This window comes from Bradyrhizobium sp. USDA 4354 (assembly GCF_054060315.1).
In genome coordinates this window covers 2,748,465-2,765,116 of sequence record NZ_JBSSDC010000001.1, presented here as the reverse complement: position 1 = coordinate 2,765,116, position 16,652 = coordinate 2,748,465, and the positions used below count along the sequence as shown (strand labels likewise).

16 protein-coding genes are annotated in these 16,652 nt (G+C 64.9%); 1 reads left to right on the top strand and 15 read right to left on the bottom strand.

Annotation, left to right across the window (positions count from 1 at the left end):
• Positions 1-128: 128 nt before the first annotated feature.
• The 9 genes from ACVIIV_RS12985 to ACVIIV_RS12945 all read right to left on the bottom strand — a co-directional run bounded on the left by ACVIIV_RS12985 (position 129) and on the right by ACVIIV_RS12945 (position 8,285).
• Entirely contained in the window at positions 129-1,301 is a 1,173-nt protein-coding gene (locus ACVIIV_RS12985) for a phosphoserine transaminase (protein ID WP_456744537.1), read from the bottom strand.
• A 79-nt stretch (positions 1,302-1,380) separates the two neighbouring features.
• Positions 1,381-1,572: a hypothetical protein gene (locus tag ACVIIV_RS12980; protein WP_456744536.1), complete on the bottom strand. Its 192-nt coding sequence runs from the start codon at positions 1,570-1,572 to the stop codon at positions 1,381-1,383.
• 173 nt (positions 1,573-1,745) lie between these two features.
• Positions 1,746-2,210: an N-acetyltransferase family protein gene (locus ACVIIV_RS12975; protein WP_456744535.1), complete on the bottom strand. Its 465-nt coding sequence runs from the start codon at positions 2,208-2,210 to the stop codon at positions 1,746-1,748.
• A gap of 17 nt (positions 2,211-2,227) precedes the next feature.
• Entirely contained in the window at positions 2,228-2,818 is a 591-nt protein-coding gene (locus ACVIIV_RS12970; protein WP_456744534.1) for a glutathione S-transferase family protein, read from the bottom strand.
• Positions 2,819-2,887: 69 nt separating this feature from the next.
• Positions 2,888-3,775, bottom strand: a complete 888-nt coding sequence (locus tag ACVIIV_RS12965) for an outer membrane protein (protein WP_456744533.1) — start codon at positions 3,773-3,775, stop codon at positions 2,888-2,890.
• Between the two features lie 167 nt (positions 3,776-3,942).
• Positions 3,943-4,773 carry an outer membrane protein gene (locus ACVIIV_RS12960; RefSeq protein ID WP_456744532.1) on the bottom strand — a complete coding sequence of 277 codons (831 nt, stop codon included), beginning with the start codon at positions 4,771-4,773 and terminating at the stop codon, positions 3,943-3,945.
• A gap of 238 nt (positions 4,774-5,011) precedes the next feature.
• Complete coding sequence (locus tag ACVIIV_RS12955) at positions 5,012-6,274, bottom strand: MFS transporter (protein ID WP_456744531.1); 1,263 nt, start codon at positions 6,272-6,274, stop codon at positions 5,012-5,014.
• 278 nt (positions 6,275-6,552) lie between these two features.
• Positions 6,553-7,896, bottom strand: coding sequence for a phosphoglucosamine mutase (gene glmM / locus ACVIIV_RS12950; protein WP_456744530.1), 1,344 nt, complete (start codon positions 7,894-7,896; stop codon positions 6,553-6,555).
• A gap of 221 nt (positions 7,897-8,117) precedes the next feature.
• The gene (locus ACVIIV_RS12945; protein WP_456744529.1) at positions 8,118-8,285 is read right to left on the bottom strand and encodes a hypothetical protein; all 168 of its coding nucleotides are present in this window, start codon (positions 8,283-8,285) and stop codon (positions 8,118-8,120) included.
• Positions 8,286-8,399: 114 nt separating this feature from the next.
• Here ACVIIV_RS12945 and ACVIIV_RS12940 point away from each other — a divergent pair, with 114 nt between their 5' ends.
• Complete coding sequence (locus ACVIIV_RS12940; protein WP_456744528.1) at positions 8,400-9,536, top strand: alpha-hydroxy acid oxidase; 1,137 nt, start codon at positions 8,400-8,402, stop codon at positions 9,534-9,536.
• Positions 9,537-9,792: 256 nt separating this feature from the next.
• Here the strand turns inward: ACVIIV_RS12940 and ACVIIV_RS12935 are convergent, their stop codons facing one another.
• The 6 genes from ACVIIV_RS12935 to ACVIIV_RS12910 form a co-directional block, all read right to left on the bottom strand.
• On the bottom strand, positions 9,793-10,419 hold the full coding sequence (locus ACVIIV_RS12935) for a hypothetical protein (protein WP_456744527.1): 627 nt from the start codon (positions 10,417-10,419) through the stop codon (positions 9,793-9,795).
• A gap of 56 nt (positions 10,420-10,475) precedes the next feature.
• Positions 10,476-11,315 (bottom strand): shikimate dehydrogenase, encoded by an 840-nt coding sequence (locus tag ACVIIV_RS12930; RefSeq protein WP_456744526.1) that lies wholly within the window; start codon positions 11,313-11,315, stop codon positions 10,476-10,478.
• A 66-nt stretch (positions 11,316-11,381) separates the two neighbouring features.
• Complete coding sequence (locus ACVIIV_RS12925) at positions 11,382-13,124, bottom strand: SulP family inorganic anion transporter (RefSeq protein ID WP_456744525.1); 1,743 nt, start codon at positions 13,122-13,124, stop codon at positions 11,382-11,384.
• Positions 13,125-13,237: 113 nt separating this feature from the next.
• On the bottom strand, positions 13,238-13,510 hold the full coding sequence (locus tag ACVIIV_RS12920; RefSeq protein WP_456744524.1) for a helix-turn-helix domain-containing protein: 273 nt from the start codon (positions 13,508-13,510) through the stop codon (positions 13,238-13,240).
• Between the two features lie 306 nt (positions 13,511-13,816).
• Positions 13,817-15,865 carry an elongation factor G gene (locus tag ACVIIV_RS12915; RefSeq protein WP_456744523.1) on the bottom strand — a complete coding sequence of 683 codons (2,049 nt, stop codon included), beginning with the start codon at positions 15,863-15,865 and terminating at the stop codon, positions 13,817-13,819.
• Positions 15,866-16,019: 154 nt separating this feature from the next.
• Positions 16,020-16,499, bottom strand: a complete 480-nt coding sequence (locus ACVIIV_RS12910; RefSeq protein WP_456744522.1) for a DUF992 domain-containing protein — start codon at positions 16,497-16,499, stop codon at positions 16,020-16,022.
• Between the last annotated feature and the right edge of the window lie 153 nt (positions 16,500-16,652).

The window sequence follows — 16,652 nt, the reverse complement described above, 5'->3', positions numbered from 1 at the left end:
GCGCGAAGCGCCGGGGTGGGGTGAAGCTGCAACAAAGAAAACTGCCGGTGCGCCGTGTGGAGAGATCACCCCACCCCGCCGCACCTGACGGTGCGTCGACCCTCCCCCTCCAGGGGAGGGTCAGAACATCAGGCCGCCTTGGCCAGCGCGGCCTTGGTCTCGGCGAAGGCCCAATCGATCCACTGTGTCAGCAGCTCGACGTCCTTCGCTTCCACCGTGGCGCCGCACCAGATGCGCAGGCCGGCCGGCGCATCGCGGTAATAGGCGAAGTCGTAGCCGGCGCCTTCCTTCTCGACCAGCGCGACCAGCTTCTTGCTGAACTCGGCTTGCGCGTTCTCGGAGAGCGAGGTGATCGCGGGATCGGTGAACTTCAGACACACCGAGGTGTTGGAGCGGATCGAAGCGTCCTTGGCCAGGAAGTCGATCCACGGCGTCTTCGCCTTCCAGTCGGCCAGCACCTTGGTGTTGGCGTCGGCCCGCGCGATCAGCGCCTTGAGGCCGCCGATCGACTTCGCCCAGTTCAGCGCGTCGAGATAATCCTCGACGCAGAGCATCGACGGCGTGTTGATGGTCTCACCGACGAAGATGCCTTCGTTGAGCTTGCCGCCCTTCGTCATGCGGAAGATCTTCGGCAGCGGCCAGGCGGGCTTGTAGGTCTCGAGCCGCTCCACCGCACGCGGCGACAGGATCAGCATGCCATGCGCGGCCTCGCCGCCGAGTGCCTTCTGCCAGGAGAAGGTGACGACGTCGAGCTTGGGCCAGTCGAGCGCTTGCGCGAATGCAGCCGACGTGGCGTCGCAGATGGTCAGGCCTTCGCGGCTCGCGCTGATCCAGTTGGCATCAGGCACGCGCACGCCAGAGGTGGTGCCGTTCCAGGTGAAGACGACGTCGCTCTTCGGATCGACCTTCGACAGATCGGGGATCTCACCGTAAGCCGCATTCAGCTTGGTGACGTCCTTGAGCTTCAATTCCTTGACGATGTCGCTGACCCAGCCCTCGCCGAAGGATTCCCAGGCGAGCGTGGTGACGGGCCGAGCTCCAAGCAGCGACCACAACGCCATCTCGACCGCGCCGGTATCGGAGGCCGGCACGATGCCGATGCGGTAATCGGCGGGCACCTCGAGCACCTCGCGCGTCAGGTCGATGGCAAGCTTGAGCTTGGTCTTGCCGATCTTCGCACGATGCGAGCGGCCGAGCGCTGCGTCCTTGAGATTTTGGGCGTTCCAGCCGGGGCGCTTGGCGCAGGGGCCGGAGGAGAAATGCGGCACGGTCGGCCGCGAAGCGGGCTTCGCTACAGTCATATTCTACCCTTCCAGATAGTAAGCCTCCCGTTGGGGGGAGGTGTCCCGCCGCGGCTGATACGGGAAACGGGAAGGGCAGTCAAGGAAGTTCCGGGGCCTCACGCGCCAGCGATGGCACTTCCGCTGCAATATCAGGGGATTCGACAACGGTGAGCGCATTCAGCAAGTCCGTGGCATCGCTGATCAATTGCGCGGCCTTGCGGCGGCTGCGGACCTTCAAAATGCATTTGTCATTGGCCTGCACGACGTAGTCGTTGCCGACCTTGATCATTGAATAGCTTGTCATCGAAATCCCCGAACCGACCGAGCTCGGTGTCCGACGCTGCCGTAGCACCGTTCGTTCCTGTGGGAACGTGAACGACGGCTGGGTAGTTTATCAGCTCTTAAGATGAACGAATGCGCGATCCGATTTCGCTGATCGCGCAACGCTCATACCGTCCTGCCTCAAAAGCGGACAGTCATGCCCACATGGCTCGCGGCAAACCCGAGTCGCTTGTAGAAGCGCTGCGCATCGATTCGCGTCTGATGCGTGAGCAGTTCGACCAGATTGCAGCCGCGCGCTTTTGCTTCCGTCACCGCCCATTGCACCAGCTGCTCGCCGATGCCGCGGCTGCGACAATCGGAGGCAACGCGCACGTCCTCGAGCAGGCCGCGTACGCCGCCTTGCGAACTCAGACCCGGCAGGATCGCAAGTTGCAGGCAGCCGACCACCCTGCCCGCGCTCTCGGCAACCACGAGCGTGAGATTCGGATCGCGCTCGACCCGCGCGAATGCGTCGTAATAGGAGGCGGGCAACGGATCCTCCAGGCGCTCGCGCGCGCGGCCGAGATGATCGTCGGCGAGCATCGCAACGATCGCGGCGACGTCCTCGCGGCGCGCGGGACGGATGGAGACGGCTTCGGCGTTCATGTCAGGCCACTCCGGACTCAGCGCGCCGGCGGCAGGCTGAGAAACGCTTCGACTTCGCCGATCCAGCGGCGCACGGACGCATGGCGGCCGAGATCGAAGCCGCCTTCATGCGCGAGGCGGGTATAGGCGAGCAGCGACACGTCGGCGAGCGAAACCTCGTCGCCGGCGAGGAAGCGACCGGCGGAAAGGTGCTGCTCCATACGGTCGAGCGCCGCATAGCCGCGCTTGACCTTTTCAGGATCGAGCTCGGAGGCGTCCTTGCCGAGATAGACCAGGAGGAAGCGGCACACCGCGATATAAGGCTCGTGGCTGTACTGCTCCCAGAACAGCCATTCGTCCATCTTGGCCGCAGTGAAGGCGTCGCGCGGAATGAGCGCACTGTCGCGGGCGAGATAGCGGATGATGGCGTTGGATTGTGCCAGCGTGCGGCCGTCGTCGAATGCAACGGTCGGCACCTGGCCGGCGCCGTTCATCTTCAGGAATTGCGGCGTGCGCGTCTCGCCCTTGCGCGTATCGATCTCGATCCAATGGTAGGGCAATGCGAGCTTGTCGCAGACCCACTTCACCTTCAGACAGTTTCCGGAATTGCTGTCGCCGTAGATCTTCATCGCTGCCGCCCCGCTTTCGGGCGACAGAGCATCAGGAGGCGGGAAAGTTGTCAACCAGACAGGACAGGCTCAAAACTTGTAGCCAAGTCCGACATGCGCGTTGTTCAGCGTCACCGAGGTGTTCATGACGGGCGAGAACTGCACGTACTCATATTCAATTCGCGCGAACAAGCCGCCCCAAAGGCAATATTCGAGTCCGATGCCCGCGGTCCAGCCGACTACGAAGGCGTTGGTCTTGTGCTGGCCCTGCGTCTGCGACTGGGCCGGAACGGGATTTGTCGTTCCCGGCACGATTACGGTGTTGCCTAATAGATCGGTCGTCACCGTATCGGTACGCAGCGTTACGTTGCTGGAAACCGTGCGGGAAACATCCATGCGGCCGATGGCAGCGCCGCCGAAGACATACGGCATGAAGTCACCACCATCCCAACCCATGCGCCCACGCAACGTAACCATATCCTTGACTTGAGCCGTGGCGGCCCCGGTCAGAGTCACGTTCCAATGGTTGTACGCACCCGGGGGCACCGTGTCGCCAGGCGGGTTGATGATGTCGAGAGCGTTGGAGCCAATCGACGCGGCCTTGAGATTGTTGAAGTAGGTGTAGGTACCTTCGAGACCGAGCACGGCATCGTACCATTGCCAGTTGCGGCCAACGAAGCCGCCGAAATTCGTGCTCTGCGCGGTGTTCTTGCTGAGGAGTGACCATGACGAGGTCGGCTCCTGAAGCACGCTGTCACGAAAGATGTAGTTGGTCAGGCCGACCACGCTCTGGCCGAAATCGGATGAGTCGGTCGTGTAGCCGAAGTGACCGCCGGCGTAGAAGCCGTCCCAATTACGGGTCGTCTTCGACAAACCGTCGGTGAAGCCGCCGCGCAGCACGGGCAGGTCCGGCATATCGGCCGCTTGCGCGGCAGACACCGTCCCCAACATCGCCGCTGCCAACACCAGCCTACGCATCACCACGCTCCATCGGACTCGAACTGTTGCGATGATCATCGCCTGTTAACCTTAACCAATGGTTGCGTCGGACGCCTTCGCCGCTGCTCGCCATGAAAAATACGCAAAGCAAAACGGCGCGGGATGATCCCGCGCCGTTAAGAAATCCTAACCGATCGGCTTGCCGATTAGCCCTTGGTGACTAGCGGCGGCGGCACGTAGGCCGGCGGGCTGTTGAGATCCCAGCGCACGCCGAGTTTGACGTCGTGCGAGGTGAGCTCCTTGATCTTGATCGAGGTCGGGCCGGAGGCGCTGTTGTCGAACAAGCGGTAGTTGCCGGGCGCGGCGTCGCCGAGGTTCATGTAGCTGTAGGCCAGTTCGACGGTGAACCCGGGATTGACCTTGTAGGCGAGACCGGCGTGAGCGGCCCAGGCAAAGTTCCACTTTCCGTTATCGGCGAAATAGGCGACGCTGTTGTTGAGCAGCGGGTTGTAGGACACGCCGTCGTCACGGAAGCCGCTGATCTTGTTGTAGGAGCCGCCGACACCAGCACCGATGAACGGCGTAATGCACCACCAGGTGCCGAGGTCGACATAGGCATTGGCCATCACGACCCACTCGGACTTGCTGCCGGAGTAATTGTTGACGCCGACGAAGCCGGGTCCAACGACGTTGTCGCTGCCGTGCAGATTGGCCTTGCCCCGGTACTGGCCGATCACGTCCGCACGAAACCAGTTGTTGAAGCGATAGCCGACGCCGAGATCGAACAGCGGCGAAGAGTCGAAGCCGAGACCCTCCGTCGACTTCGTGTACCCGGCCGGCAGGGCGCTATCGATCGACTTGGCGCTCTGGTTGGTCATGCCGATGTCGCCGCGCAGATACCAGCCGCCGAAGTCGGCGGGCGGGGCGGGCGGCGCGTACATGGGAGGGGGGGCGGCGATCGGCATATCGGCGGCGAACGCCATCGAAGAGATCAGGGTTGCCGCACCCGCGGCAAGGAGAGACTTAACGCTACGCATTGGCTTCGTCCTTATGGCCGGTGAGGCAGAATGCAGACGCCTCACGTTCTGGAAACTCACGACCCGGACGATGGCAGCAAATGTTTAAGCGCCACTTAACCCTAATTTTTAAGGTTGATTTTTTCTCAACCCACACGCGCGCGTCGCGCGAGCGTTGCAAAAATGCCGCGCCAAATGGGCCATCCTCGCCGCATTTCCTAACGATGTGTGAAGCCGCAAGGCGGCGAGTGCGGGTGCGTTAATGCACGTGCCGCGGCAATTTCGGCAGGAACACCGCGAGCAGCCCGATCGCCGGCAAATAGGCGCAGACCTGGTAGACGAACTCGATCGAGGTGTGGTCGGCGAGCTTGCCGAGCACGGCCGCGCCCAGGCCCCCGATGCCGAACGCGACGCCGAAGAACACGCCGGAGATCATGCCGAAGCGGTGCGGCACCAGCTCCTGGGCGAACACGATGATCGACGACGTCGTCGAGGAGATGATGAGACCGATGACGACGCTGAGCACGGCGCTGGCAACGAGACCGGCATAGGGCAGCGCCAGCGTGAACGGCAGCGCGCCGAGGATCGAGATCCAGATCACGACCTTGCGGCCGAAACGGTCCCCCAATGGACCACCGAGAAACGCACCCACGGCGTTCGCCGCAAGAAAAATGAAGAGGTAGATCTGGGCTGCCTGCGTCGACACGCCGAAGCGGCCGATCAGATAGAAGATGTAATAGCTCGACAGGCTCGAGACGTAGAGCTGCTTGGAGAACAACAGCGCGACCAGCACGAGCAGCGCCACCGCGACACGGCGCGAGCTCGGCCCGCCCGGCTGGGTGTGAAGCGGCGCCGTCTTCCTCGCCTTGATCTGCGGCGCATACCAGCGGCCGATACGCCAGAGGATGAGGATCGCGAGGAACGCGATCGAGGAGAACCAGGCGATGCTGCCCTGCCCGAACGGCACCACGATCAGCGCCGCCAGCACCGGTCCCATCGAGGTGCCGAAACTGCCGCCGAGCTGGAACACCGATTGCGCAAAGCCGTAGCGGCCGCCTGAAGCGAGCCGCGCGATGCGTGCGGATTCGGGGTGGAACACCGCCGAGCCGAGGCCGACCAGCGCAGCGGCGAGGAGGATGACGAGATATTGATGCGCGGCGCTGAGCAGCAAGAGGCCGAAAAAGGTCGAGGCCATGCCGATCGCCAGCGAATAGGGCTGTGCCTTCTTGTCGGTGTAGTGCCCGACCACCGGCTGCAGCAGCGAGGCCGTGAACTGGAACGCCAGCGTGATCATGCCGATCTGCGCGAAGTCGAGCGCATAGGCGTCCTTCAGGATCGGATACACCGAGGCGATCAGCGACTGCATGGTGTCGTTGAGGAAGTGCGACAAGCTGATGCCGGCGAGCACGATGTAAGCCGGCCCCGCGGCCTTCGCAGCAGGCTTGGCTGCAGCGGGCGTCACGTCGGCGACAACGACGGGCTCGGTCAGGGTTTCCGCAGGTACGACGACAGACTTGTTCAAGGCAGCGTCCCGGCGCGGCAGATTGCCGCGACATGCTAGGTACGATGCTGGTGGCGCCCAAATCACCGCCAATCGCAAATGGCTGGGATGCGCGGGCGCTCTCGTCGCTTACCCTCCCCTGAAGGGGGAGGGTCGGCTCACATTGAGCGCAGCGAAATGTGAGACGGGGTGGGGTGACGGTCTCTCCACATCCAGCAGTGCCCGAGTGGAGAGATCACCCACCCCGCTCGCGCTGCGCGCGATCGACCCTCCCCCTCCTGGGGAGGGTAAGAAGGGCCTCAAGCCGCGGCGTGCCCCAGTGCCAGGACGATGGTGTCGACGACGTCCTCGACCAGAATGCGGTCCTCGCCTTCGCCCATGACGCGGATCACGGGCTCGGTGCCGGAGGAGCGGATCAGGAGGCGGCCGTGGCCGTTGAGGCGCTTCTCGCCGTCGGAGATCGCCGACTTGACGTCGGAATCGTCGAGCGGCTTGCCGCCCTTGTGACGGACGTTCTTGAGGATCTGCGGCAGCGGATCGAAGCGGTGGCAGACTTCCGACACCGGCCGGCGCAGCTTCTGCACCACGGCCAGCACCTGCAAGGCCGCAACGAAACCGTCGCCGGTGGTGGCGTAGTCGGACAGGATGATGTGGCCGGACTGCTCTCCGCCCAGATTGTAGCCGCCGCTCAGCATCTGCTCGAGCACGTAGCGGTCGCCGACCGGCGTGCGCACGAGCTCGAGCCCCTGCCCTTGCAGGAAGCGTTCGAGGCCGAGATTGGACATCACGGTGGCGACGATGCCAGGCCGCGACAGCCGGCCGTCTTCCTTCCAGCTCTGCGCGATCACCGCGAGCAATTGGTCGCCGTCGACGAGATGGCCGCGCTCATCGACCAGGATGACGCGATCGGCATCGCCGTCCAGCGCGATGCCGATGTCGGCGCGCATCTCGCGCACCTTCTTCGACAGCGCTTCCGGCGAGGTCGAGCCGCACTCCTTGTTGATGTTGAAGCCGTCGGGCTCGACGCCGATCGGCACCACATCGGCACCCAGCTCCCACAGGGCTTCGGGCACCACCTTGTAGGCGGCGCCATTGGCGCAATCGATCACGACGCGCAAGCCATCCAGCGACAGATCGCGCGGCAGCGTGCGCTTGGCGAACTCGATGTAGCGGTCGTGCACGCCGTCGATACGGCGGGCGCGGCCGAGGCTCGCGCTCTGCGCCAGCCGCTTGTCGAGAGATTCGTCGAGCAGTTGCTCGATCTGCCGCTCGACGTCGTCGGAAAGCTTGAAGCCCTGCGGGCCGAACAGCTTGATGCCGTTGTCCTCGAACAGGTTGTGCGAGGCCGAGATCATCACGCCGAGATCGGCGCGCATCGACTTCGTCAGCATCGCGACCGCCGGCGTCGGCATCGGGCCGACCAGCAGCACGTCCATGCCGACCGAGGTGAAGCCTGCGACCATTGCGTATTCGATCATGTAGCCGGACAGGCGGGTGTCCTTGCCGATCACGACCCGGTGGCGGTGGTCACCGCGCTGAAACGCAAGGCCTGCGGCCTGGCCGACCTTGAGCGCGAGCTCCGGCGTGATCAGTCCGTTGGCGCGGCCCCGGATCCCGTCCGTCCCGAAATATTTGCGGCTCATATCGTCCCCCAAGGCGACAACCAGGGGATCCGCTCGATAACCACGGGCTGCCCGACGGGGCCCCGCATCCCTGATGTGCTGGGGGACTTATAATGCCATCGCAGCTAAATTGGTTTCAAAAAATATGATGAATCGTTACGGAACCGGGCCCAGCCGGATCGGTAACGTCTTGTTAACACTATATTTCCTGCCGGAACGCCGCACCAAGGCGGGAACCCGCGCTACCCGGAGCGTTTCACATGGCCGTCCTCACGGCTAGGGGCCGGCTGGGTGACATTGACCGGATCGGAGCCCGGAAAGGTCTCTTCCAGACCCTCTTCCAGCGCCTCCTCGAGATCATGCTTCTCCTTGATCTCTTCCGGCGACGGTCCAGCGTGCGGCCTCGTCATGGCGCCCTCCTGCAAAACGTTCTGCAAACGATTTGGCTGTGCATCCAACCATGCTAGATGACCCCGAAATCTTCCGATGCAAGACTTCCACGTTGGACGGGCCGGGGAAACGACATGAAGCATATCACCTGTATCGACGATCTTCGCACGCTGCATAAGCGCCGCGTGCCGAAGGCGTTCTTCGACTATTGCGACCGCGGCTCCTATGCCGAGGAAACGCTGCGCGCCAACCGCGAGGACATGCAGGCGATCAAGTTCCGCCAGCGCATCCTGGTCGACGTCTCCAAGCGCGATACCTCGACCACGATCCTCGGCGAGCCCTCGACCATGCCGCTGATCCTCGCGCCGGTGGGCCTGCTCGGCATGCAGCACGGCGACGGCGAGATCCACGCCTGCCGCGCCGCGCAGGCCGCCGGCATCCCGTTCACGCAATCGACCATGTCGATCTGCTCGATCGAGGACATCGCCGCCAATGTCGAGAAGCCGTTCTGGTTCCAGCTCTACGTGATGAAGGACCGCGGGTTCATCAAGGAATTGATCCAGCGCGCGATGGACGCCAAGTGCAGCGCGCTGGTGCTGACCGTCGACTTGCAAGTGATCGGCCAGCGCCATGCCGACATCAAGAACGGCATGACGGTGCCGCCCGAGTGGTCGCTGTCGAAGCTTCTGGATTTCGCCAGCAAGCCGGCCTGGGTCTCGGGCGTGCTGCAAGGCAAGCGCCGCACCTTCGGCAATCTCGCCGGTCATCTGAAGGTCAGCGACGACATCACCTCGCTGTCGACCTGGATCAGCTCGCAATTCGACACCTCGCTGAACTGGAACGACATCGACTGGATCCGCTCGATCTGGCCAGGCAAGCTGATCCTGAAGGGCATTCTCGACGTCGAGGACGCCGAGCTCGCCGCCAAGACCGGCGCACAGGCGATCGTGGTCTCCAACCATGGCGGCCGCCAGCTCGACGGCGCGCCGTCCTCGATCGAGGTCCTGCCCGAGATTGCGGACGCGGTCGGTGACAAGATGGAGATCATGTTCGACGGCGGCATCCGCTCCGGCCAGGACGTGATGCGCGCGCTCGCGCTCGGCGCCAAGTCCTGCATGATCGGCCGCGCCTATGCCTATGGCCTGGGCGCCGGCGGCCAGGCCGGCGTCGCCAAGGCGATCGACATCATCCAGAAGGAGCTGCTCACCACCATGGGCCTGTGCGGCGTCAACCGGATCGACGAGATCGACGATCACGTCATTGCGGTGTGAGTGCTAACCTCTCCCGCCCTCCTGCGGGGAGAGGTCGGATCGCCCCGGCGATGCGAAGCATCGTCCGGCGCGATCCGGGTGAGGGGCAAGGCACGCTGATGCCAAGATGGTAGTCCCTCCGACTCCTCCGATGACCTTGGAATCGGACGCTCAAAACAATTGAAAGCCGAATTCGCGGAGACAGCCCCTCACCCCACCCTCTCCCCGTAAGAACGGGGCGAGGGAGCGAGAGGCCGATGCGTCCCTAACTTGCCTCTCACATCGGCGGCGTCAGGCCGTCGCGGCCGACGCTGACGCGGTTGGTCTCGAACGAGCCGTCCGGCAATTGCTTCATGAAGGCGATGACCTTGGCGCCGGGCTTCAACTCGGATTTGCCGCCGGGCACGAACGTCACCACCGGCGTGTCGTCGGCGACGAACACCTTCTTCTCGCCGTCCTTGTACTTGACCAGCAGCGTGTGACCGTCATTGCCGACCACGCTCTCGGCCACCGTCGCATTGGTCATGCTGGAGTTCGGCTTGAGGTCCCAGGGCCGAGAGCCCTCGCCGGTGCCGCGCATATCTTCCGGAAACACGTGCACCTCGACGGCGTTCTGGCTGCCGTCCGGTCCCGGCACGGTGGTCGCGCCGATGAACGAACCCGGCTTGATGTCGGCGAGTGAAATCCTGGTGACGCCCGACACGTTCACGTCAGAGGCGAGGTGAAGCTTGACCTCTTCACCGCTGCGCGACTTGACCTGCATGGTGTCGCCATTGACGCTTTCGATGGTGCCGCGCACGCGCGTCGGCACCGGCGCCTTCTGGGCGAAGGCGCAGTAAGTCGAGACGGCCACCATCGCGACGGCGATCAGTGGACGTGTGAAAGTTGCACGTTGAACAGTCATGACGGTCTCCGATTGTCCCCACGGATGGAGAACTCCGAAAGACCCCTGCTATTCTCTCAAGTCTTTGTGAGATCGGCCTCGACCAATGCACGCAGTTCGGAGGTGACCTCAGGCCGCCGGCCGAACCACAGCTCGAAGCCGCGCACCGCCTGATGCAGCAGCATGCCGAGCCCGTCGGCGGTCTTCAGGCCGCGCGCCGTTGCTGCGGCGAGCAGCGGCGTCACCAAGGGAACATAGACGAGGTCGGCAACGACGGCCGCTTGCGGCAGGCGTGCAACATCAACATCGAGTGAAGGCTGCCCGTGCATGCCGAGCGAGGTCGTGTTCACGAGAAGTTTTGCGCGCGGCAGCACGTCGTTGATCGCGTCCCACGGCAGCGCGTGCACGTTCGGCCCGAACTGCTTTGCCAGCGTCTCGGCCCGCGCGACGGTGCGATTGGCAACATGCACGCACTTGATGCCGCGCTCGAGCAGGCCGAACACGACCGCGCGCGAGGAGCCTCCGGCACCCAGCACCAGCGCTTCCTCCGCCGCGCCCCAGCCGGGCGCGCTGGCGTCGAGATTGTTGATGAATCCTTCGACATCGGTGTTGGTCGCGCGCAGCTCGCCATCCGCGAACCACAGCGTGTTGGCGGCACCGACGGCCTTTGCGCGCGCATCGGGCCTCGACAGCGCCAGCACGGCTTCCTTGTGCGGAATGGTGACGTTGGCCCCGACGAAGCCGCGCAGCGACAGCCGCAGCACGAAGTCGCGCAGATCCTCGGGCGGAACCGCCTCGATGACATAGCCGCCCTCGATTCCGAGCGTACGCAGCCAGTAATGATGAATCAGCGGCGAGCGCGAATGCGCCGCCGGCCATCCGATCAGACAGGCTGCGGGAGTTCTTGGCGCGGTCATCTTTTCCTCGGGTCGTTTCCGAGGCGATCCATTTCGCGTCGCGCCCGCCGTGTCAAGCGCGCGCCGTCAGCTCGCAGCAGCCTCGTCGGCGGCTCGGCCCTTGATGTCGGCGATGGCGCGCTCGAGGGTCGTGCGATAGCGTGCGCGCGGGGGCGTCACGCCATGGGTGAGCAGCGCGCGGCGGACCGTGGGCGAGGCCCCCGTGATGAACAGCCTGATGCCCTGGCGGTGCGCCTTGGCCGCGACCCGGCCGAGCACGTTGGCCGCGGTCGAATCCAGGAACGGCACCGCGGCGAAGTCGACCACGAAGGCCTTGCGCCGGTCGGCGATGCCGTCGAGCACGCCGCCGATCGCCGAGGCCGCGCCGAAGAAGAACGCACCGGTGATGCGATAGACCAGCACGTCGGGGTCGAGCGCAAGCGCGGAATCGTAGGGAACGCGATCGCCGTTACCGTCGTCGGGACGATCGGCAACCACCAGCGGCGTGCGTTCCTCGATGCCCGTCATCTCCGCCATGCGATGGATGAACAGCACCGCGCCGAGCGCGAAGCCGACCAGGATGCCTTCGGTAAGATCGCGGAAGATCGTGAGCAGGAAGGTCGCGAGCAGCACCACGGCATCGCCCCAGGATGAGCGCAAGAGCGTGGCGAACTCGTGCTTCTCCGCCATGGTCCAGGCCACCACGACCAGCACCGAGGCGAGCGCGGCCAGCGGGATGTAGCTCGCCAGCGGCGCAGCGATCAGCATGAACAGCAGCAGGAACACGGAGTGTAGCATGCCCGCCATCGGTCCGTGCGCGCCGGCGCGGATGTTGGTGGCGGTGCGAGCGATCAGGCCGGTGACGCAGATGCCGCCGAACAGCGCCGAGCCGATATTGGCCGCGCCTTGCGCCACCAGTTCGCAATTGGAGCGGTGACGGCGGCCGGTCATGCCGTCGGCGACCACCGCCGACAGCAGCGATTCGATGGCGGCCAGCAGCGCGAAGGCGATCGCATCCGGCAGCACGGCCCGCGTCTTCTCCAACGAGAACGCGGGCAGCGCCGGCGTGGGCAGCTCGCGCGGAATGCCGCCGAAGCGCGAGCCGATGGTCTCGACCGGGAGCGACAGCACGCTACTTGCGACCGCCGCAAACACGACCGCGATCAGAATGCCGGGCCAGGACGGCCGCCAGCGGCGCAAGCCGGCGATGATGGCGATGCTGACGATGGCGACTGCGACGGCGGACGGATTGATGGTGTTGAGGCCGCCGGCGAGCGCGACGAGCTTTGGCACGAACTCGCTGGGCTCCCTCCCCGCGAGCGTGATGCCTGAGAGATCGCGGAGCTGGCTGGCGAAGATGATCACGGCGATGCCGGCGGTGAAGCCGACCGTCACCGGATAGGGAATGAACTTGATGTAGGTGCCGACCCTGAGCAGGCCCGCAGCGATCAGGAACAGGCCCGCCATCATGGTGGCGAGGATGACACCGTCGACGCCGTGACGCTCTGCGGTCGCTGCGACCAAGACGATGAACGCACCGGCAGGTCCTCCGATCTGGAACCGGCTGCCGCCGAGCAGGGAGGCGATGAAGCCGCCGGCGACGGCGGTGTAGAGGCCGCGGTCCGGCGTCACGCCCGAGGCGATCGCGATCGCCATCGACAGCGGCAGCGCGACGATCGCAACCGTCAGGCCGGCGAAGACGTCGGCGCGGAAACCCGCGAGGCCGTAGCCTTCACGCCAGACGGTGACGAGCTTTGGCAAATACAGCTCGGCGAAGGTCGGCTGACGCAGCTGGTGCAGCCGGCTCGCCTGATCACTGGTGATGCTCATTTCAGCAAAGTGCTCCGCTGCCCCACAACGCTCCGAAGCATCGTGCGTCCCGTGTGGCCGAGGTGCGACGATGCGCTAGCCCATCTTGATCCCGGGCATGATCCAGCGCGCGATCATGCTCCGACCCGGCGCGGCGGCCCGGGCTCCTTCAGGCGAACGCCACGCCCGCCGCCGTCGCTGCGGGCCTGTTCGCCGATCAGCTCGATGCCGGCCCGGTCGAACGCCTCGACCACCTTGATCAGGGTCTCGACCACGCCACGAACATTGCCGGTCGAGGCCTCCATCCGCTGGATGGTCGGCAACGAAACGCCGGCGAGCTCGGCCAGGGTCTTCTGGTCAATGCCAAGCAGCGCGCGGGCTGCCCGCATCTGGAACGACGTGATCACCTTGGCCTCACATATCAGAACTTATATCTGATATTTAGAACATATACAATGATGTATTGTACATCATCCAAGGGCGAACGCAAGCAGCTTCACGTCTTCCCGCCTGCGGGGAGAGGTCGGATCGCGTCAGCGATCCGGGTGAGGGGCAAGGCACTCTGCCGCCACGAGCGAATGCCCATCCGACTCGATTGTCTGCCTGCAATTCAGATCGCTCGCGTGGATACAGCCCCTCACCCCACCCTCTCCCCGTGAAGAACGGGGAGAGGGAGAGAGAGATTTGCGTCCCTCACTGCGCGAGAGACAGGCTCACGCCGCGTGCTGATGCGCGGCGATGATCTGGTCGGCGGCGCGGCCTGTGACCTCGGCCATGTGGTCGAACTGGCGTGTGAAGCTGCCAGCGCCTGCTGTCGCGGAGCGCAGCTCGACGATGAGCTCGCCGATCTCAGCCTCCGGCATCATGGCGCGGACGCAGTCCCAGCCGCTCCAGCCGTCACGGGTGTCGAAGCCGAGAATCTGGCCGCGTCGCGCCGACAGGATCGCGTTGATCTTGGCCGTGGCGTCGGTCGGGCAGACGATCTCGACCACGTGGATCGGCTCCAGCAGGACCGGCTGGCATTGCGGCAAGCCTTCGTTCAGTCCGACCCGCGCAGCGGTGCGGAAGGCGAGGTCGGAGGAGTCGACACTGTGATAGGAGCCGTCGGTCAGCGTCACCTGCACGTCGGTGACGGGAAAGCCGAGCGGGCCGCGCGCCAACCCGTCGACGACGCCTTCCTCGACCGCCGGGATGTAGTTGCGCGGCACCGCGCCGCCCACGACCTTCTCGGCGAACTTGAAACCGTCACCGCGCGGCAGCGGCCTGATGTCGAGCACGACATCGCCGAACTGGCCATGGCCGCCGGACTGCTTCTTGTGCCGCCCGCGCTGGGTGATCGGCTTGCGGATGGTCTCCTGATAGCCGATCGCGGGCGGATGCGAGGTGACCTTGACGCCGAAACGGTCGCGCAGCCGCTCGCCGGCGACGCGCAGGTGCATCTCGCCCTGCCCCCACAGCACGGTGTCGTGGGTCTTGGCGTTCTGCACGACGACCAGCGACGGATCCTCCTCGTGCAGCCGCGTCATCGCCTGGCCGAGCTTGACGTCATCCTTGCGATCGGTTGCCGCGATCGAGATCGCGAGCACCGGCGGTGTCGGCTCGATTGCAATCAACGCCGCGGGCGGCGTCTTGCCGTTCGACACCGTGTCGGCAGTCCTGACCGGATCGAGCTTGGCGAGCGCCACCGTGTCACCGGCTTCGGCCGAGGCACGCTTGGTGTCGTAGGCGCCGTTGACGGCGAGGATGCCGGAGATGCGCCCCAAGCCTCCGGAGGAGGATTGCAGCGTGGCGCCGTCGTCGAGATGGCCCGCGAGCAGCCGCGTCAGCGACAGCTTTCCGCCATGCTGCGAATGCAGTGTCTTGAAGACGTAGCCGAGTGCGTCCTTGGTCTCGCGAACGCCGAGACGTTTTGCCGTCTCCGCGACACCGGGCGCCTCGTGACGCAACGCCTTCATCAGGCGCAACACGCCGTTCTCACGGGCGGCAGCGCCCAGCAGCACCGGGCAAATCAGTCCCTCGCGCAATTCGCGGGCGAGATCGTCGAACACGGCATCGCGCGGCGGCTGGATGTCCTCGAGCAGCTGCTCCATCAGCGCGTCATCGTGGTCGGCGAGCTTCTCCAGCATCGAGAAACGGGCTTCCTTCTCGCGATCGATATCGCCGCCTTCGAGCGCGACCACCTCGGAGGCCTTGTGCTCGCGATAGATGAAGGCGCGCTCCAGCGCGAGATCGACGAAGCCCTCGATCAGCTCGCCCTTCCAGATCGGGATCTGGCGCAGCACCAGCGGCACACGGGAGGCGGGCTGCAGCATCGCGAGGGTTTCGCGGATGCGCTGGCTGGCGCGGTCGATCTTGTTGAGGAACAGGAAACGCGGGATCTTCAGCTCCTCCAGCTCGCGCAGGATGATCTGAAGCTGCGGCAGCTTCTTCTCGTCGGCCTCGCAGACCACGATTGCGGCGTCGACCGCAGGAAGCGCGGCGCGCATGTCGTGGGCAAACTCGACGGAACCGGGACAATCGAGAAAGGTGTAGCTGTCGCCCATGAAACTCGTGGTGGCGGCAGTCAGCCCGACGGTCATCTTGTGTTGACGGGCCTCTGGCGTGGCATCGCCGACGGAAGTTCCGGCGTCGACGCTGCCGGCGCGCGGGATTGCGCCCGTTCGCGCCAGGATTGCTTCGAGAAGTGTGGTTTTACCGCTTTGGAAAGGGCCCACCAGCGCAATGCACCGTGGACCTCGGGGACTTCTGACGTCTTGTCCCATTCGCCGCCTCCTTGGTGTGGAGCTCGGCCCGTGATTGGGTCGGCAAACGCAGATGCTCTGCCCCTCCCTTAGATTTGGCAAGCATCAAACGTCGCTGCGGTGCGTCGTCGGCAAAATCGCGCCGCTTCGCGCGCCGCGATCACACGCGAAAGTGTTAGCGGCCCGGACGGAGTTCCAGGCTTTCGAGGCCGGCGGCGATGTTGAGGCCGACCTGGCCCTGCACGCTGAGCGGCTGGAGCGCGATCGAATTGTTGGAGCCGCCGACCAGCACGTTGCCGCCAAGGCCGACGCCGATCGAGGCGCTGCCCTGCGCGCCTGCGTAATTGCCGGAGAGATCGCCCGGGCCGAGCCGGTCGACCGGTGCGAACACGCCCCAGGCCAAAGCCGTCTCCTGGGTGATGCCAATGTCGAGACCGACTTTACGGATGGTTGCGACGTAGCGGTCGTCGGGCAAGCCGTCGGCGCGCAGCACGCAGCCGAGATGCGTCACCGATCCCACGATGAAGCCGACACTGGCGCCGCCGCGGCATTCGAGCACGCCCACCCGCGCCATCCGCTGCTGCGCACTGCCGCTGACGCTGGAGGCAACGAGGCTGGCGACGGCGAGCCCGGCGAAGATGAACGAACGGCGCATGAATGTCTCCGGCGATGATGTGATGCGAGCAGGAAGGACGCGGCACACGCCGCGCGATGGTCTATGCCATAAGAGACGTGGTGGTGCCAGATCCTCCGTCATTGCGAGCGCAGCGAAGCAATCCAGCATCTTTCCGCGGAGGGATTCTGGATT